Annotated in this window: 9 protein-coding genes; 1 reads left to right on the plus strand and 8 read right to left on the minus strand. The window is 61.5% G+C overall.

Translation table 11 applies throughout. The features are described from left to right. Positions 1-8: 8 nt before the first annotated feature. Both PW792_15935 and PW792_15940 read right to left on the minus strand, forming a co-directional pair. Positions 9-998 (minus strand): glycosyltransferase family 2 protein, encoded by a 990-nt coding sequence (locus PW792_15935; GenBank protein ID MDE1163414.1) that lies wholly within the window; start codon positions 996-998, stop codon positions 9-11. Further along, complete coding sequence (locus PW792_15940) at positions 995-2,278, minus strand: glycosyltransferase family 4 protein (protein MDE1163415.1); 1,284 nt, start codon at positions 2,276-2,278, stop codon at positions 995-997. The genes PW792_15935 and PW792_15940 overlap by 4 nt, the downstream gene beginning before the upstream one ends. A gap of 128 nt (positions 2,279-2,406) precedes the next feature. On the opposite strand from PW792_15940, the gene PW792_15945 reads away from it, so the two are divergent. Then, positions 2,407-3,513 (plus strand): acyltransferase, encoded by a 1,107-nt coding sequence (locus PW792_15945; GenBank protein MDE1163416.1) that lies wholly within the window; start codon positions 2,407-2,409, stop codon positions 3,511-3,513. 87 nt (positions 3,514-3,600) lie between these two features. Here the strand turns inward: PW792_15945 and PW792_15950 are convergent, their stop codons facing one another. The 6 genes from PW792_15950 to PW792_15975 form a co-directional block, all read right to left on the minus strand. Continuing rightward, complete coding sequence (locus PW792_15950) at positions 3,601-4,863, minus strand: glycosyltransferase family 4 protein (GenBank protein ID MDE1163417.1); 1,263 nt, start codon at positions 4,861-4,863, stop codon at positions 3,601-3,603. Continuing rightward, entirely contained in the window at positions 4,860-5,834 is a 975-nt protein-coding gene (locus tag PW792_15955) for a hypothetical protein (protein MDE1163418.1), read from the minus strand. Before PW792_15955 ends, PW792_15950 begins: the two co-directional genes overlap by 4 nt. Next, a complete protein-coding gene (locus PW792_15960) occupies positions 5,831-9,817 on the minus strand; it encodes an amino acid adenylation domain-containing protein (GenBank protein ID MDE1163419.1) in 3,987 nt (1,328 codons plus the stop codon). The genes PW792_15955 and PW792_15960 overlap by 4 nt, the downstream gene beginning before the upstream one ends. Before the next feature lie 87 nt (positions 9,818-9,904). Further along, positions 9,905-16,717, minus strand: coding sequence for an amino acid adenylation domain-containing protein (locus tag PW792_15965; protein MDE1163420.1), 6,813 nt, complete (start codon positions 16,715-16,717; stop codon positions 9,905-9,907). Then, positions 16,714-18,546, minus strand: coding sequence for an amino acid adenylation domain-containing protein (locus tag PW792_15970; GenBank protein MDE1163421.1), 1,833 nt, complete (start codon positions 18,544-18,546; stop codon positions 16,714-16,716). Before PW792_15970 ends, PW792_15965 begins: the two co-directional genes overlap by 4 nt. Then, positions 18,543-20,033: an oligosaccharide flippase family protein gene (locus PW792_15975; protein ID MDE1163422.1), complete on the minus strand. Its 1,491-nt coding sequence runs from the start codon at positions 20,031-20,033 to the stop codon at positions 18,543-18,545. Before PW792_15975 ends, PW792_15970 begins: the two co-directional genes overlap by 4 nt. Positions 20,034-20,110: the final 77 nt, after the last annotated feature.

Here is a 20,110-nt window from a genome sequence, read left to right on the forward strand (position 1 = left end):
CCCCTCTGCTACCACGGTGCGGGCGGCGATATGCGTCCACCCTTTGTCTCATCCCACGCCTGATCAAACAAGCGGCTTAATGTTTTGAAGTGATGCGCGCGGGCCTTGCGCTCCGGTGTGCTGCTGAGGTCGTTGCGCCAGGCGCTGGCCGTGTAGAGAAGCTGCTCCATCCACTTGGCCAGGCGGGCTTTTTCTCCGTGGTGCTTGCGGTAATAGAGCAGCGTGCTGCGCATGCGCCACAGCACAACCTGCGCGGCAGCGGAGGAGAACTCCAGCGTCTTGAGCGAGCGCGAGCTTTCGCCGCCGATGTGCGTGACGACGATCTCGGGCCAGTACCAGATCTCCCACCTAGCCTGCTTGAGGCGATAGCAGAGGTCGACCTCTTCGTAGTAGAGGAAGAATGCGGGGTCGAACGCTCCGACTTGCGCGAGGGCTTTGGGACGAAGGATGGCAAAAGCTCCGGGAACCCAGTCCACTGCGGCCGCGACGTTCTGGTCGGCCCAGGTGCGATCAAGCCCTCCGAAGAGACGCGAGTGTGGATAGCGTGTGGAAAGCCCGGTGAGCACCGTGGCATCGACCCAGAGGCCGTGGAAGGTGCGAGCGGAGGGCTGCCAGCCGCCGTCGCGACCGATGAGGCGAGCGCCGCCCATGCCGCAGCGCGGCGTAGCGTCCATGCGCTCCATCGCCAAACGCAAGCCGCCGGGAGCGAGGAAAGCGTCCGTGTTCAGCAACACGATGTAACGGCCGGTGGCCTCTTTCAGAGCGACGTTGTTCGCGTTGCCGAAGCCGAGGTTTACGTTGCTGCGGAAGAGCCGAACCTGCGGAAACTCGCGCTCAATCATCGAGGCGGAGTCGTCGCGAGAGGCGTTGTCGACGACAAAAATTTCGGCGGTCAAGCCTTTCGTCTCTTCGAGCACCGCCTGCAGACACTCGCGGGTCAGCGACTCGGTGTTGAAAGAGACAAGGATGATGGAAACATCGAACGCAGGGGTACTCATGCGTCGACCGCCTCGCGAGCCAACTCTTGCCGGAAGATGTCGGCGAGCTTGCTGTGGTTGCTCATGAGTCGGTAGTGCCCAAAGACGCGGGCGCGCGAGGAGTTGCCCATGCGGGCACGCAGTTGCTCGTCGGTAGCGAGAGCGCGTAGCGCCGCGGTGAGACCGTCCACGTCGGCAGGGGCGACAAGCAGGCCGTCCTGGCCGTTGCGGATAAGCTCGCTGATGCCTGCGACCGTTGTGCTGATGCAGGGGATCTCCAGCGCCATCGCTTCCATGAGCGCGACGGGGATGCCTTCGGCGAAGCTGGGCAGAACGAAGAGGTCTGCGGTTTTGAGCAGGGCAAGTGTCTCAGGATGAGATTGCGCGCCGGCGAAGTAGACCGAGTGCTCCAAACCATGAGTCTGCGCGAAGCCCTGTAGAGTCGCCAGCTCCGGGCCGCCGCCAACAAGTGTTGCCGTGATCGCGAGACCTTCCGCACGGAGAGTGACGATGGCTTGCAGCAGCAGGCGCTGGCCTTTCTCCGGCACGAGTCGCCCCACGCAGACGACGTGCGGCGTATTGGTTTCGCGAGCGACGATGGGCTGCTCTGCCAGCATGGTTTCCGGCACGCCGAGGCGAGCGACGTGGAGCTTATGCCACGAAGACGGCGGGAGACGCTGCATCAACTGGCTCTTGGCAAACCAGCTGATACATAGGATGAACGCTGCCTGCTGCAGCTTCTCGGGCATCTGGTACGTCCGGAAATCCTGCAGCTCTTCCGGGCCGTGGATGGTCAGGCTGTATGGAAGCTGCCAGGCGATGGAGGTGAGGTAGCCCACGGAGGCGACAGCTCCGCCGAAGTGTACGTGCAGATGCTGCAGCTTCTGGCGGCGCATCCAGTCGCCGACCAAAAGAGCTTCGGCAAGATAGGCGAGCCACATGAGGCGCGTCTTCCAGACAAGCCCGCGCACGCGCAGCACAGCGCCGAGGCCGCGAAAAACAACGCTCGGATGAGCAGCAGAAAGAAGCAGCAGACGGGACAGGAGCGCAGCTTTTGATCCGGCTTTGACGTAAAACGTTGCGGACGCTTCCTTCGCTTCGAGCTCCGGCAAGTGCGCCATGGGGCGGTCGGGAGCGTTGATGGACGCGGTTTCGATATGCAGGCCGTGGCCGCGAAGCCCGAGGACTTCATGCAGAAAAAAGGTATGCGAGATGGCAGGATAACGACTCAGCAGATACGCCATGCGAGGCGTACTCTGGTGCTCCTCCACGATGTCAAACGCTACATCGCCTGCAGACATCGCATCCTCTCGTTGTGGCATGACGGAAGTATACCGAGGGCACTCTACTGCAATGCATGATCTCATCTGCGACTTGTGTGGCATCGGTAACACTTGCACAATGTTGCAGCGCCAGCAAAGATAGGATCGTGCCCCAGCAACAGCCCAGCACTGTCGCTTCCCCGTGGGAAGCACGCCATAACAACTTCGACGCTTTGCGCCTGGCGCTGGCGTTGCTGGTGCTGGCTTCGCACTGCGTTCCGCTCACCCTGGGTTCAGAGAACAGCGAGTGGATCGCGCGGCTCACACATCGCCAGTTGACCGGAGGAGCGATTGCGGTCGACCTCTTCTTCGTGATGAGCGGCTTCATGATTACGGCGAGCATGGAACGCTCCAAGACGGCGTGGCAGTTCGCCAAGCGACGTATTACGCGTATCTATCCGGCCTTTCTCGTGTGTGCCCTGCTTGGCTTCTTTGTCTTTGCCAGACTGGGGCAGGCGGAGATGCTGGCGTCGCCGCTGCATCGGTTTGGCGACTTTCTGCTGCAGACGTTGCGGCTGCGTGAGTTCACCTATAGCAACGCGTTTCTGACGAACCCCTACCCCGGCCATGCGATCAATGGCTCGATGTGGTCGATCCAGTATGAGTGCTGGTGCTACGTTGGCGTGATGCTGCTGGGCGTCGGCGGGCTGCTGCGCCGGCGGCTGTTGCCGCTGATGTTCTTTGCGGCTGCGCTGGTGATGAGCGTGTTGTTTCTGACGCGCGGCTGGATTCTGGGCGGCAAGTTTTTGGGCGTTCTGCTGGGCTCGCCGCAGTTGTGGGCACGGCTGCTGCCTTATTACCTGGCGGGTGTGGTCTTTTATCTTTACCGCCGTAACATTCCGCACCGTGCGGTGATGGCGCTGGTGGCAGTCGTGATGCTGGTGATTGCGGCGCGGGTTCCGTATGGCATTGCAGCGGTCTTCCCTGTTGTAGGGACGTACCTTGCGTTCTACCTGGCGTATGCGCCGTGGCTTCCGTTGAAGCAGGCCGGGCGCTTTGGGGATTTCTCCTACGGGCTTTACCTGTATGCGTTTCCAGTGCAGCAGATGCTGGTGCTGGCGGCGCATGGGCGGATTACTCCGCTGGCGCTATTTCTGCAAGCGGCTCCGTTGACGCTGCTGGCCTCGGTAGGTAGTTGGTATCTTGTAGAGCGACGGTTTCTGCGGCGTGGGCGCGGACATGAGTCGATCGTGCAGGCGATGAAGCAAGGATAGATTGCCTGCCACGGCGAGCAATTATGTGCCGGGCCTTTCGCCCTTGAAATCTTCGGAGAGACTATCTGGGGCGAAGCCCAGGCTGATCTATGGCGCGCCGTTGGCGCTTGTGACTTGCAACTCGAGTTGCAGGGCTTCGGCGTAGAGCTCCAGCACGCGGTCGACCTTCTTCTCCCAATCGAAGTGCTGCTCGATGCGGTGGCGGCCTGCTTGTCCCATCGCGGCACAACGCTCTGGTGAGTCGGCGAGCGAGCGGAAACCTGCAGCAAAGGCAGCGATCATGCTCTCGCGGCTGGTGGGCGGGACGAGGATGCCGCAAGTGGCGTCAAGGTAATCCGCCGGGCCGCCCCAGGCGGTGGCGATGACAGGTTTGCCGACGCTCATCGCTTCCAGCACGACGGCTCCGCCGCACTCATAGATGCTGGGCAGAACGAGAGCGGTCGATTGCGCGAGCAAGGCGGCGCAGTCCTGCTGCGAACGCCAGCCGAGGAAGCGTACGCGATCCACAAGCCCCAACGTTGCGGCGAGTTCTTCCCAGGCAGAGCGCATGGCACCGTCTCCGACGACGTCGAGCGTGGCTTCGGGAAGTTGCGCGAGGGCTTCGAGCGCGATGTCGAGGGCCTTCCAATCCACCAGGCGCCCCATGAACAGGAAACGCGGTGTCTGGCTCCCTGCAATCGTTGCAACGGCTGGCCAACGGGCGAGGTCAACGCCGTTCTCGACGAGTTCCACAACACGGCCGCGTGGCTGCACAGGCAGAGCTTCGGCGGTGCGCTGGTTTGCGACCAGCAGCAGAGCGGCTTTGCGCTTGCCCGGCAGAAGGCGATTGCCTATCCCGCTGAAGAGGCGGCCGAAGGAAACCAGCGCGCTGACGACGGCCGACTCTGCCTGACGAAAGGCTGCGGGGTACTCCATGCCGCCGTTCATGGGGCCGATGATGACCGGTGCGCCGACGTCGTAGATCAGCGAGGGGAAGCGCGGGGAGACGGGGATAGGTTGGTGAACGATCGTTCCCGGCACGATAAGTTTGCGCACCATACCGCGCTGTGCGCGCTGGGTGAGCAGCTGATTGGCGAGACCGAAGGTCGCCTCGGAGATGCGGCGCGGCAGCAGCAGGGAGAGACGGTAGAAGAGCTTCTGCAGCGTCATGTCCGGGACGAAGAGCAGACGGTCGAGTTCGGAGGGAAAGAGCTCGTGAAGCTCTGCGCGTGTGCGTTCGTGCGTGAGCAGATAGGCGTCTACGTCGCGTGCGCGGAGCACGCGGAAGTAGTGGTACGGCAGAGAGGCTTCACCGCCGAAGCGCACCGAGGCGTGCTCTGCGACGATGACGACACGTCGTACTGAACTCATGCGCCAGAACCGAAGAGCTTGTAGTAGCCGAGCTTGCCGATGAGGCCTTTGAATGCCTGCTCGCGCTCGTAGCGTTCGCGGGTGAGCTCGACGAACGGCATAGGCTCGCGCTGCATGGTGGCTGCGAGGTCCTGCGCGGCGCGGCCCTGCTCGACGATCTGAGGAAGCCACCACTTGGCTTCGCCACCGGCGTGGAAGCACTTCAGCGAGCTCCACGGTTCGGATTGCAGGATGCGCTTGCCGGTTGCGCCAAGCTTGACGCGTACGCGCTTGAGTTGCGTACGGTGCCAGCAAACCCACAGACTGGGGTCGAGATAGCCGCCTCCGCTGCGCATCGCAATGGCCGCCCACATGATGGCCTCAACGTGCATTTTGCGCGGCAGGGGCTTGCCGTCGGCGAGCTTAGTGACGAGCCAATCCACCCACTCGAGCTCGCTCATCTCCGGCGTAAGACGCCAGTGCGCGACGCCGATGTCGACGTGGCGAGCAAGTGGGATGCGAGCGTTGAACGCGGCGCGAACGGTCTCCGGAGGAAGCAGGCAGTTGGGCTGCTGCCACATCAGCAGAAGGCCGGGATCGGGCGTCTGCTCGAAGCGGAAGCGGTTGGGAAAGTAAAGGTCCGGATCGAGCAGGATCATCTCTGCGCCAGGATCGGTGAGCAGAAGAGGATCGGTGATCTTACGCCAGCACGGGTGCCCGTGACGGAAGGCGCGGAGGTTTGGGTAACGCGCGAAGCGGTCGGCTTCAGCGTCGTTGAGGTCCGCCTCGGAGTGCACACTGCAGCTATGCCGCGAGTCGGGCGCGATCTCTTCGAGCACGCGCTCGAGCTGCGTGCGGTCCTCGGCTGAGTCCGTGATGAGATGCAGCGCAAGATCGTCAGCACTCTGCGCAAGCAGTGTTGTGATCGCAAGCCGCGCGTAGTCCAGCGAACGCGGCGAGAGAACCATGTAGACAGGTCGAAGTTGGTTCATCGCTGCACCTTCTGCAATGTCTTGACGATAGCGGCGGCCATGTCATCCACCGCGGGCTCGAGGAAGATGCGTTCGTGGTCGCCGCGGATTTCGTGGATCTCGACGCCTTCGGGAAAGTACTCGTTCCAGCCGAGATCACGCGGCCCGGAGGCGTAGTCCTGATCGGTGGCGCGGAAGAGAATAAGCTTGCCGCGGTACGGATGCTGCTGGTAGCGCTGCATGGCAACGTGGTTCACATCCCACGCGACCTTCAACGAAGAAGGCATGCGACGCGAGCCAAGCGACACCAGCGCGCGGGCCGTAAAACGAGCGGCGCGTGTGGCGAGCTTGCTGGTGATGTACTTCACCTGCGCGCTCATGCTGAGGTGCATGGTGTTGCCGCGAATCTGACGGAAGCGGCGATCAAACTTTGCCTGCGTCGGCATACTGTTGCGGAAGCGTTCTTCAAAGTGCTTGGTCTTGGAGTCGAGCATCGAGAGATACGCAACCTCTTCCCCCGCATCGCGAAGCTGCTCCGACATCTCCGCCGCAACGGTGCCACCGAAGGAGTAACCGAGCAGATAGTACGGGCCCTTCGGCTGCACGGTTTTAATCTCGCGAATGTAGAACGCGGCCATATCTTCCAACCGCAACAGAGCGCTCTGGTTCTGCAGCAACGCCTGCGATTGAATACCGTAGACCGGTTGGTCTTCGCCGAGGCGGCGCGACAAGCCCATGAAGCTGATGACATTGCCGCCAACCCCGTGCAAGATGAAGAGCGGAGGCTTCGAACCCTCTTTGCGGATAGGAACCAGCGAACTAACGACGCCAGCGTCATGCTGCCTGCGGATCAGTTCGGCGATGTCCTGAATCGTTGGCGAGCTGACGAGCGTGGCGAGGCCAAAGTCCACGGCAAAGATGCGGTTCATCTTCGTGACAAGACGCATGGCAGCCAGCGAGCCAACCGCGAGCGAGAAGAAGCTGGCAGCGGTGCTGATGCGTGGAATGCCGAGCGTCGCCTGCCAAATGTCTGTCAGTTGACGCTCCAGGAAGTCGCGCGGCGCCTGGAAGGACGAGACATCGCTGGCCGAGATGCGAACGCCCGCGTTGCCTGCGGCATCGAAGACGTCAGGCAGCGCTTTCCGATCAACCTTGCCGTTGATGAGGCGAGGAAGCTCGGGCAAAGCCACGATCGCGTTCGGCATCATGTACTCCGGCAACGATGCGCCAATAGTCGCTTCAAGCTCACGAACCAGTTGCGGAGCTTTGTCGTCGTCGGCGTGCAGAGGCGCATCGACGTACGCGATCAGACGAGTCACGCCAACGCGCTCTTCATCATCTTTCAACACATGCTGCACAACGAGCGCTTCGCGCACATGCGCGTGCTGCTCAAGCACGCTTTCAATCTCTCCCAGTTCGATGCGATAGCCACGCACCTTGACCTGGAAGTCCATGCGGCCCATCAGGCGCAGCGTGCCATCGGCATCGATGCGCGCGGCGTCGCCGGTGCGATAGATTCGGCCGGGGCCAAAGGGGTTCTGCTTGAAGCGGTCGGAGGTCTGCTCCGGGCGGTTCCAGTATCCCGCCGCTACGCCTGCGCCTGCGATGCAAAGCTCGCCACGACGGCCAAAGGGCACCGGCTCCAGACTGTCGTCGAGAACGTAAAACTGCTGGTTCGGTAGAACGTCTGAGACCGGCGGCGAGGAAAGGCCACGCTGCACACGCGTTGCGGAGGACCAGATCGTCGTCTCGGTCGGCCCATACATGTTCCACACCGAGTCGCTGCAGTCGAGCAGGCGGTTTGCGAGATCCGTGGAAAGCGCTTCGCCGCCGCAGAGCACGCGTAGCTTCGTCTCTTTCGTCCAGCCTTCGTCGATCAACGCACGCCAGGCTCCCGGCGTAGCCTGGAGCACCGTTGTCTTCGTCTTCTTCAACAATGAAAGCAGTAGCGTAGGCGTACGCGCTTCGTTCTCGGTCGCGAAGACCAGACGCGCGCCGACGACGAGCGGAAGGAAGATCTCAAGCGCGGCGATATCGAAAGAGATCGTCGTGATGGCGCACCAGACATCCTGCGCCGTGAGTCCCGGTTTGCGCTGCACACCAAGCAACAGGTTGCGCAGTGCACCGTGCGGAACGGCCACTCCCTTGGGCTTGCCCGTAGAGCCGGAGGTGTAGATGACGTAAGCGATGTCGTCCGGGCTGCAGGGTTGTGGTGTGAACGCGGAAGCAGGCGCATCGCTCACCGAAGCGAGGTTCAGGATGCGAACAGCATCCTGAAGATGAAGCTCCCGATCGGTGACGAGCAGGCGCGCTTCGGAGTCCTCCACAGCCGTTTCAATGCGAGCGGCGGGGTAACGTGAATCGAGCGGAACATAGGAAGCACCTGCCAGCAAAATCGCGAGCAACGTTGCGACTGTGTCCGTAGAGCGGCCCATGCACACAGCGACTCGGTCGCCAGGGACAACACCTTCTTGTTGCAAGCGGGTGGCGATCGCAAAAGCACGCTTCTGTAACTGCGCGTAGCTCAACGAGCCGTTAGCGCACTCGATCGCAATCTGATTTGGGTTCGAAGCGGCGCGCCGCAGCACGGAGCTCTGCACGCTTTCAAACGCGCCAAAGTCGATCGGCTCGCCAACAAAGCGGTTCAGCAGGTCACGTCGTTCCGCACCAGAGACGAGCGGCAGCAGCAGTACAGGCGCATCGGGCAGGAGGATGCTGCCGTCGAGGATGCTGACCAACATACCGAGGAACGAGCGCATCGTGCTGGCACGCAGGTTCTGCGGGTTGTACTCAAGCTGGAGACGCGGGCCTTCTTCGGCGCGGTCGACGACCGCCATCATCATCTCGAAAATTGCGCCCGGACTTTCGGAACGCAGCGGGATGACCTGTAGCGAGGACGCCGGTGTTTCAATGCGCGTGACCTGCATGAACGAGGGCTGGTACAGGAAAAAGACGGGCAACTGCAGCGCCGTGCGACTGTCAGAGAAATCCTTGTGCTGGGCCAGCGTTTCAAACGGCAAGGCCTGATACTCGCTGGCTTCGATCGTCCACTGCTGAACGAAGTGCAGCAGTTCGCGGAAGGTCATCTGAGGGGTGATCTTCACGCGGATCGGCTGAATATTGATGAAGAGCCCGATCAGGTCCTGCGTGTCCTCGGTACGGTTCGCTACCGGATAGCCCACCATAAGGTCGGTCTGCCCGCTGACGCGCGCAAGCCATGCGAGGAAGGACGCGAAGAAGAAGACGTTCTGCGTGATGCCTTCGGCCTGGCAGAACGTACGCTCACGCGCGACGATGTCGCCCGGTACAAGCTGCGTTTCAATCGCACCGGTGCTACCGGCAAGATGCGCAGGCAGTTCGCTTGCGGCCTCTGCCTCATGCTCGAGGCTTACCGGCAGAAAGTCTGTACCGATGCGCTCGCGCCAGAAGCTCAGAGCCTGCTCGCTCTCTTCGCCTTGCATCCAGCCTTCGTGCCACAGCGAGTAATCGGCGTACTGCACGGGAAGCTCAGGCAAGCTGGCCTCACGACCAGTAAGTTCGCTTTCGTACAACGCGAAGAGGTCGCGCAACAGGATGCCAAGCGAGATGCCGTCACAGATGATGTGGTGCATCGTGACCAGCAGGATGTGATCCTTGGCGCCGAGCTTGAGCAGGTGCAAGGTAATCAGCGGGCCCTGCTCAAGATCAAAGGCGAAGGAAGCATGCTCACGCGTGATACGGTCGGCGGCAACTCTGCGCTCTTCGTTATCCAGCGTGGAGAGGTCCGTCACAGGCAGAGCAATCTCAAGATGCTCCAGCACAATTTGACGCAGCTTCTTATCCACTACGGCGAAGGTCGTCCGTAGCGATTCGTGGCGGTCGATGCAACGCTGGTAAGCACGCTGAAGGGCTGCTACATCCAGGTCACCGTTGCACTGCCACATGAGCGGCATATTCAGTGCAGGGTTTCCAGGCTGCAGCCTGTCGAGCGACCAGAAGCGTTCCTGAGCAGGCGTAACCGGCAACGCGTAAACCTCGGAGACACGTCGCTGGGTACACGCTGGCAGTCTTCCTGCTGCTTTAGCGAGATGTTTTCTTCGCCCATACGCACGTTAAGAGTCCTTCCTAAGGATATAGTTCTGTCGTGATACCGCACGAATAGTTTTTGGCGTCGTCGTAGCCGATGTCGCGATCGGTTGCTCCGTTGAAGGCAACGATGCCGCAATGGCCTGAATGGTACGCAAAGCCAGGATCTGCGCCGCCCGAAGGGGCAGGCCTTCTCGCTGGCAGCGTGCCGCCATGCGGAAAACCGTCAGCGAGTCGGCACCAAGCTCAAAGATTGTCTCGACCGTGCTGACCTCTTTGCGCTCCAGCAGTTCCTGCCAGATTGCGACCAACTTCGCTTCGCGCTCATTGGATGGCAGAACCATAGCCCGAGGCGCAGCCTGCGCACGGTGATTCGTCAATAGCGCCTTGCGGTCGATCTTGCCGTTTGCAGTCTGTGGCATGGCGTCGACCAGTACGATATCGCGCGGCTGCATGTACTCCGGCAGAACGCGCTGCGCGGCCACTCGCAGATCGCTTGCTTCGGCCACGTGGCCGGGCTCCATCTGTACAAAGGCGACGACGAAGGCGGAGGCTGTTTCTGTAGCTGCCTGCTGCGCGACCACGGCCTGAGCGACTCCAGGCTGGCCACGGAATGCAGCTTCAATCTCGCCAAGCTCGATGCGGTAGCCGCGAATCTTAACCTGCGAGTCGCCGCGGCCGCTGAGGGCGATGGTGCCGTCCGCGCACCAGCGGCCAAGGTCACCGGTGCGGTAGAGTCTGCCTTCGCCAAACGGATTTGCTAAGAACGCAGCCGAGGTCAGATCGTCGCGATGCCAGTAGCCACGCGCCAGGCCGTCGCCACCGATGTAGAGATCTCCGGGAACGCCCAACGGCAAGGGTTGCAGCGTGCTATCGAGGACGTAAAAGGTGGTGTTGGCGATTGGACCGCCGATGCGAGGTGTCTCGTCGCCGCGCTGCACCTGCAGCGTCGAAGACCAGATCGTCGTCTCGGTTGGGCCATACATGTTCCACACGTCGGTCGAGGTCTTTACCAGCTGTGCGGCGAGTTCGCGTGGTAAAGCTTCACCGCCGCAGAGCACCTTCAGCTTCAGATCGCTGCTCCAGCCTGCGTCCAAAAGCACACGCCACAGGCCGGGTGTGGCCTGCATGACGTTAGCTCCGGTGCGCCGCAGCAGACCGAGCAGCATGGCACCGTCGCGGGCCTCCTCGTCAGTGGCGATCACCACGCGACCGCCGGCAAGCAGCGGCATTAGCAATTCAAGCTCGGCGATGTCGAAGGAGATAGTGGTGACAGCCAGCATCGTGTCCGCTGCCGTGAAGCCAGGTTCACGCATCATGCTGTGCAGCAGGTTCATCAACGCGTTGTGATCAATCGCTACACCCTTGGGCTTGCCGGTGGAGCCGGAGGTATAGAGCAGATACGCGAGGTCGCTCTTCACAACCGTGGGCAGTACTTCGTCCGTGTGCGAAGGCTGTGGACCGGTGACGTTGATGCGGCGAATGCTGGAGACGATCTTTGGGTCACGGCCTGTGAGCAGCAGCGTCATCTGCGCGTCGCTCATGATCAGATTCAGGCGCTCCTGCGGATTGTTGGCATCGAGCGGAACATAGGCCGCGCCAACAGCCATCACCGCAAGCATCGCGCCGAGCAGTTCGACGGAACGGTCAAGCGAAATGCCGATGATGTCACCCGGCTTGACGCCTTCAGCCTTCATCCGCTGTGCGATGGTTTGCACGAATGCATGAAGCTCGCGGTATGTCCAAGCGTGGCCGTTGCATTCGATGGCTACGGCGCTGGGGCGTTCTGCAGCATAATGCGCGATGATCTGCGGCATCGACTGGAACGCGCCGAAGTCAGTGGCGGTGCGGTTCCAGGCTTCAAGCACCTGCTCCCGCTGCGCTACGGGGAGCAAGGGCAGCTTGACCACAAGCTCTTCCGGCGATGCGCTGACGCTCTGCAGCAGCTGCTTCCAGATCTCCATCCAGCGTTCGATGGTTGCGCCGTCAAAGAGGTCGGTGTTGTAGTCGCAGGTGAACTCGATGCCTGCGGGCGTCTCCATGACGTTGAGGAAGAGGTCCGTGTTGACGAACCGTTTCGCGTTCGAAGAGACGATTGCAGTCAGCCCCTCGAAGTTCATGCCTTCGCCGAGTTTCTCAAGGTTGAACTGCACTTCGATCAGCGGCATGCGACTGGAGTCGCGCGGCAGATCGAGCTCACGCAACAGGCTGCCGAAGGTGTACTCCTGGTGGCCCTGCGCGTCGAGCATAGCGGTGCGCGTTGCCTTCCAGTGCGCGGCAACGGTCTCCCCCTCGCGAAGCTCGCTGAGCATGGGCAGGAAGTGTACGCAGTGGCCGACGAGTGTTTCCCCCTCGAGCAACGCCTGCCCTGCGGTGGAGATGCCGACGACGACTTCGTCCTGCTGGGTAAGGCGATGCATCAGCATCTGGAACGACGAGAGGAAGGCGACGTAAGGACTCGCGCCGCTCTTGCGTGCCGCAGCACGAACAGCTTCGAAGATTCCGGTGGGGACGGTACCGCGGTACGTTGCGCCAGCAAAGCCGCGCAGTGCCGGACGTGGACGATCCGTCGGGAGATTCAGCCGTGGCGTGCGACCACGGAAACGCTCCACCCAATAGGCTTCGTTCGCGCGGAACTCACCGGCTGCGGTGCGCTCGCTCTCATGCAGTGCATACCCAGCGAAGCTTGACGACGTGGGAAGAGACTCCAGCGCCTTTGCGCCACCGGAGTAAATGGCTGCAACCTCTTCAAGCAGAACGTTGGCCGACCAGCCGTCGAGGACGATGTGATGGGCGGTGAGCAGCACGGTAAAGTGCTCCGCCGACTGCCGGAAGCAGATGACACGGAGCAGTGGACCACGATGCAGATCAAACGGCTGCACAGCTTCGGCGTTGCGGCGCGAGGCCACGGCCTGCAGACGAGCGTCGGCTTCAAACGCGCTGAGATCCGCGAACTCGATCTCGCCTTCGAAGGCCGGAGAGACCTGCAGCATTTCACCGGCTTCATCCACCGTGCTGCGCAGAGCGTCGTGTCGAGCGACGGCAGCGTCGAGCGCAAAGCGCAGGGCGTCTTCCCGCACGGCGCCGCGAAGCTCAAGCGTTACGGACTCGTTGAACGCACAGTTTGCCGCGTCATCCAACGAAGCCGCGAGGAAGATTTCGCGCTGTGGTTCGGTGAGCGGAACACTCGACGGAATTTCGCGCTGTAGCTTTGGTGCAAGCGCAGGGGTGTTGCTTTGCGATGCTGCAGCAATGGCTTCAGCCTCGCCCGTTGGGAGAATGCCAAGTCCATGGAGCTCTGCGATGGTTTCGCGGAACGCCTGCAGCACGGACACGATATCTGCGTCGCTATGCACGGTGGTGAGGAAGCAAGGGTAGCCTTCCTGGATGTGTACGCCGCGAGCACGCATGGCGTAGTAGAAGAGCGGGGCCATCTTCCACTCGCTGGGGAAGGAGACGTAGAACCACGAAGCAAAGCCGTAGACACGGAATGGAACGTTGCGCTCGGCGAACATCGCGTTCACCTCACCCATCATCGCAGCAGTCTTCTCGTTGAGCGTCTGCTGCATGGCGGGGCCGTGCTCGTTCAAGTGCTGCAGCACAGCGCGCGCAATTGCAAGCGCCTGCGGGTGGCGAACGAAGGTGCCCGCAAAGAACGTCATGCCGACTTCTGGTGTCGAGGCATCGCCATAGTGCCAGGCACCACCGTCAAGCGCGTCCATCCACTTTGCTTTACCCGAAAGCACGCCGACAGGATAGCCACCGCCGACAACCTTGCCGTAGGTGCAGAGATCGGCGCGAATGCCGAGGTACTCCTGGATGCCGCCAGGGGCGACGCGGAAGCCGGTCACCACTTCATCGAGGATCATCGTTGCGTCGGCGGCTTCGGTCAGCTTGCGAACTTCGCGGATGAACTCGAAGGGTTGCACTTCGGGATGGCGTGTCTGCACAGGCTCGATGAGCACGGCGGCGAGATCGTTTGCGTTCGCACGCAGCCACTCCAGCGACTCTGGTGTGCCGTACTCCAGCACGGTAACGTTGCCGACGTTGCCGAACGGGATGCCGGGAGCGATCGGCATGGAGCCTGCAGGTGTCTGACGCACGAGCACTTCGTCGAACGTGCCGTGATAGTCACCCGCGAAGTAGACCACGCGGTCGCGACCTGTGATGGTCCGGGCCAGACGGATCGCAGCCATGACGGCCTCCGAGCCTGTGTTGCAGAACGTGACGCGCTCGTTGCCGGTCATGTCGGCGAAGAGCTTTGCCACTTCGCCAGCCAGCACCGATTGCGGGCCGATCGCAACACCCTTGTTCATCTGCTCCATTGCGGCATTCACGACGAACTCCGGCGAGTGACCGAACATGATGCAGCCGTAACCGTTCACGATGTCGATGTACTCGTTACCGTCAACGTCGATGATGCGCGAGCCTTTGGCGCGGTCCGTGACCAGCGGGTAGACCATCTCCTTCCACTGCGGACGGAAGCCCGCAACGGCCCGTGGATCGGCAAGGAAGGAACGTGACTCCGCTGTGTGTCGCTTCGAGCCTGGCGTCTTCTGCACGTACTTTGCGATCAGGGCTTCGAGGTACGCGGTCTGCTCCGGAGTTGTAGCGTGCGTAACTTTCTGGATAGTGCGGAAGGAGCCATGCTTTACTTCACCCAACGCAGCGGCGTTTGGCACGGGCCTGGCTGTAGCTGCGGCCTTCGCGAGCGGCTCCATACCAGCGAGCTTGCGAAGCTCATCAATCTGCCCGGCAAAGATCGAGTTCAACTGCGCAATCTGCTGCTCGAGTGCGGCGCCCACTACACTGTTGCCTGCGGGAGCGGCTGCTTCCTGTGGGAGAACACCGTCGAGGTAGGATGCGAGCTTCTCTACCGAGTCATCGCTTTCCATCAACTGGCGGAAGCTGATGGCTGCGCCGAAACTCTTGGTGAGCACTTGCGCGGCCTGCGTCATGCAGAGCGAATCGAGGCCAAGTTCGAGGAACGAAACTTCGTCCTCTTCCGATGTAATCGTGACACCGGATACCTTGTGCAGCTCTTCAGCTACGCGGCGACGCAATGCCGGAAGGCGATCCTGCGATGCGGGTACTGCTTCCACTGCAGCTTGCGGAGCGGCTGATGCGGGTAGTGACGGCTGCGCTTCGATCCAGAAGCGTTTGCGTTCGAAGGGATAGGTTGGAAGAGCGATGCGTTGCGCTGGTTCGATGCTGGCGAAGAAGTTCGCGAGCAAGGTTTCATCACCACCAAGCCACGCAAGCGCAGACGCTTCCGCAGCATCACGAAGAACCGGTGCAGAGATAGGGGCCTGCAGAGAGGCGATCGCCTCTTCGCGAGTGCTTACAACAACAGCCGCGCGATGCTTGTAGAACGTGCGGCCATCGGCAAGCGTCCAGGCTATATCTTCCAGATTCAACTCGGCGTGATGCTGCAGAAACGTCGCCAACTCGAGGCGCATCGCCGCGAGGGCTTCCGGCGTGCGTGCAGACAGCACCAGGGGCAACGCCCGTTGCACCGGAGCAGCCGCAAACATTGCAGGAGCCTCTTCGAGCACGACGTGTGCGTTCACACCGCCGACGCCAAACGCGCTGACGCCTGCTCGCAGTGGACCCTCGCTTGCCCAGGGCTTCGCGTCTGCGATGAAGCGGAAGGGCGAGTTCTCCATAGGGAGATGTGGGTTCGGCGTGCGGAAGTGCGCGAGGCCGGGAAGCGTGCGCTCATGCAACTGCATGACAGTCTTGATGACGCCAGTGGCGCCCGCCGCTGCATCGAGATGCCCGACGTTGGCCTTCGCAGAACCGATAGTGCACCAGCGCTTTTCGCTGGTGCCGAAGACCTGGCTCAATGCAGAGAACTCGACGGGATCGCCGAGCGGCGTGCCTGTGCCGTGCGCTTCGACGTAGCTGATGGAAGCAGCCTCAACACCCGCCATGCCCTGCGCGCCTTGCAGAGCGCGGACCTGGCCGTTGATGCCGGGAGCCATATAGCCGACCTTCTCCGCACCGTCGTTGGTGACGGCGAAGCCACGGAGTACGGCGTAGACGGTATCGCCGTCGGCGACGGCGTCCTCAAGGCGTTTGAGCAGCACCATCGCCGCGCCGTGGCCGAAGACCGTGCCCGAAGCTGCGGCATCGAACGGACGACAGGTGCCGTCGGCGGACATCAGCGAGCCCTCCTGCGCGATGTAGCCGCGCTCCTGTGGGAAGGTGATGGAGACGCCACCGGCGAGCGCCATGGAGCACTGATAGTTGAGCAGCGACTGGGCAGCCTGTGCGATGGCGACGAGGCTGGTGGCGCACGCGGACTGTACCGTCACGGCCGGGCCACGCAGATTCAGCTTGTAGGCAATGCGCGTGGTGAGGAAGTCTTTGTCGTTGCCGAGCGCGGTGGCGAACTCACCCACCTGGTAGTTTGCTGCGAGTTTTTCCAGCGCAGCGCGATCGCCGCAGAGGTTGTTCAGCAGGTAGGTGTTGAGGCTGCAACCGGCGTAGAGACCGATCTCGTCGGCGTAGCGATGCGACGAGTAGCCAGCGTTCTCGAGCGCCTGTTCGGCAACCTCAAGCAGCACACGGTGCTGCGGGTCCATGCGCTCGGCGTCATGCGGTGTGACGCTGAAGAACTCCGCGTCGAAGAGATCCACGTCCGGCAGCACGCCACGAGCAGCGACGAAGTCAGGCGCAACGTCTCCAGGCTTTGCCGTGAAGTGCGTGACCGTATCTTTGCCCGCGAGGATGTTCTGCCAAAACTGTTCAACACTGGCTGCACCGGGAAAACGACCTGCCATTCCGATGATGGCAATTGACTGCTCCGGCAAAGGATTCTTTGCGGTCTTTTTCATTTCTGCGCCGCCTTTCCTTGCATTCGAATAGGACGGAATACAGATTGGGATTTCACTGCTTTCCCCGAAGCACTTGCCGTTGCTGCCGCTTCAAGAGAAGCCGCGAGCGCGCGAATGCTGGGGTGTTGAAACAACGTGAGGATCGTCACCGGCTGTGCCAGCATCTGTTCAAGACGAGTGCGCAGAGAGTGCAACAGCAGCGAGGTTCCTCCCGCTTCGAAGAAGTTGACCTCCGGATCGGGCATGGCGCGGAGACCCAGAACGCTCTGCCAGACGAAGCCGATCTTTCCTTCAAGGCCGGTCAAAGGCGCGGCAGTAGAAGATGCGGGGATGACTTCGGAAGAAGCAGCGAGAACGGCGCGGTCGATCTTGCCGTTGATCGTCAACGGCACCTTGTCGATGCGGACAAACTTTGAAGGCCGCATGTGTTCAGGAAGATGAGCGGCAGCGTGTTCACTCAACGCTCGAGCATCCATCTCTCCTACGATGTAGGCGCACAAAACGCTGCTGCCAGTGGCTACATCAGCGACAATCTGGCGCACAGAAGGATGCTGCAACAGGACGGCTTCCACCTCGCCGAGTTCGATGCGGAAACCACGCAGCTTGACCTGGCGATCGCCACGCCCGAGGTACGCCAGTTCGCCATCGGCGCGCCGACGCACAAGATCGCCGGAGCGATAGAGGCGACCTTCACCGAAAGGGTTCGGGAGGAATCGCTCCGCAGTAAGCGCAGGCAGGTTGAGGTAGCCGAGCGCTACGCCTGCTCCGCCAACGAAGAGCTCGCCTTCTTCTGCGGGCTGCAAGGCTTCATCAAGAACATGCAGATCAAGGTCGGGGATGGCGACGCCGATAAGGCTATCGTTTTCGTGCTCGGCGTCTGCCTGCAGGATGCGGCGATAGGTGACATGTACGGTGGTTTCGGTGATGCCGTACATGTTTATGAGCGCAGGCTGCGCATCACCGTGACGCTCAAACCAAGGCAGCAGCGAGCGAAGGTTCAACGCCTCGCCACCGAAGATGACGTAGCGGAGCGAGCGCACACTCTGTGGCTGGCGGGATTCAGCCTGCATGAGCAGGTTGAAGGCCGCGGGCGACTGGTTCAGCACCGTAACACCTTCGCGCTCGATCAAGGAGCAGACCGCTTCCGGGTCGCGGCAGGTTTCGAAGGGCACAAGCACGAGGCGGCCACCATAGAGCAGCGATCCCCAAATCTCCCAGACGGAGAAGTCGAAGGAGGGCGAGTGGAACATCGTCCATACATCGTCTGCGTTGAAGCCAAACCACGCGTACGTCGAGGTCAACAGACGAAGCACATTGCCTTCGGTCACCATCACGCCCTTGGGCTTGCCCGTGGAGCCGGAGGTGTAGATCACATAGGCCAGGTCGTCACGAGAGCGCGACGGCAACACGATGGTGACGTTCCCATTTTCAGTGGAAGCGAGGTCATGGATGCTTGTAGCGTTTGCGGCTACGGACAGATCATTCGTAAGAGTGATCTGAGGCTTTGCGTCTTCGAGCGTCTGCGCGATGCGTGCTGCGGGGTAACGCGGGTCTATCGGAAGATACGCTGCGCCAAGGCGAACGATGCCGAGCATGGCAGCGATCAGTTCGATGGTGCGATCGCAAACCAGGGCCACCAGATCGCCACGCTGTACACCGCGCTGCTGCAACGCCGAAGCGATACGCGTTGCCATGACGTCCAGCTCGGCGTAGCTGACGGAACGGCTGCCGAGCGTTACGGCTACATGCGAGGGTTGCGATACGGCGATGGCTGCAAAGGCGTCTGCGAGGTTCAGCACCTCGTGCAGTGTGACGGTTGCACGGCTCATAGGCGACCCTTCAAGGCATGGAGCCACTGGCCGAGGTGGCCGGGGGCAAAGACCCACGGAGCGTGGATCTGCACAACGTGCCGCAAAGCAAAGTTCCCTGCGAGGCAGGCGAGGAAGAAGACCGTCATCAGGATGTCCTGCCGCACGGGCTTCACACCATGGCGTGTCGCGCCCCACTCTGTCACGAAGTAGAGCGGAAGATCGCCTGCCGCGATTGCAACAAGTGCACCGAAGAGACCGAAGTGGTCGAAACCGATCTTGATGCCAAGGAACATCGCCGCACACCATGCGGCGTTACCGCCAGCGTTGTACGTCGAGATGCCACGCGCGAGCAGCGCAGGCGAGGTGGTGTTGTAGAGCAGCGTGTGCCACAAGCCGATGGCGAGCACGGGGATCATCCACTCGGCTTCGGAGTACGTCGGCGGATAGACCTTGATGATGACCAGACTGCCCCACACGGCCATGATGCTCAGCAAAGCAGCACCCGCGCTGAGCACGTAGAGGCGATAGCGCAGGAAGCGAGTGCGGAACTCTTCGATAGGCAGATGCGCAAGTCGGGCAGCGAACGGAAAGCCTACGCGTGAGGAGAATGCGTTGATCACCGAGCGAGGAACGTCCGAAATCTGGAAAGCGATGGAGTAGATGCCGAGCGTAGTCATCGAGACCAGGCGGCCCATGACCAGGCGATCGGCCTGCGAGGCGAAGAAGAACAACGCCGTGCCAAGGAAGATCCACTTACCAAAGCTGAAAATCTCCTGCAGGCTCTTCTTGTCGAGAAGGAAGCGATTGCGATGGCCCGGGACGAACCAGGAGATGTGGCTCAGCGTGAGACGGAAGATATTTGAAGCGAGGCTGCCTGCGACCAGCGCCCAGACGCTGGCGTGCATCATGGCCCAGGCAACGGTTACGACGAGCGAGAAGACCTGCGTGGAGCTGTCGATGAAGAAGAGGCGGCGTACGCCCATGTGGCGCGAGAGCGTCAGCAAGCCCGTGCTGTTAAAGCCCATCAGCAGGGTGTTCAACGCGAGGATCGGAAGGATCTTCGAGAGCTGCGGGTCGTGATAGAACCACGACGCAGGCACGGCCAGCAGGCAGGCGCCGAGCCACAACACGCCGCCGCGAATCACTTGAATCGTCCACGCAGTGTCGAGGAATGCGGGGTCGTCGCCGCTCTGGTTCTGGATGATGCTGGGGCCGAGGCCGACGTCTGACAACAGTGTGACACCGACGATCAGCGTCATCACCAAACCCATTTCGCCGAAGGCCGAAGGCAGCAGCAGGTGCGTGAGCACCAGGCTGTTGACCACGCGCAAACACTGGCTCAGGCCATAGTCGAGCACGGTCCACATGGTGGCGCTGACGGCACGCTTTTCCAGCGTCTTGATAGCGGCCGCATCCTCAGACGCCACAGCCGAAGCTACGCTCTGTGCATCCAGTGCCTCTTCGGTTGTCAGCGTCTGTTCCATGTCATCCGTATGAGTAGGCAACGCCTGCTTTGCGAAAGCGAAGCCTGCTTCCCTGCTCTGTTGGTGGTGCGTATCTCGTTGTGTCCTATCAGCATACG

It is taken from the genome of Acidobacteriaceae bacterium, from assembly GCA_028283655.1.
In the GTDB taxonomy this organism is placed as follows: Bacteria; Acidobacteriota; Terriglobia; order Terriglobales; family Acidobacteriaceae; genus Granulicella.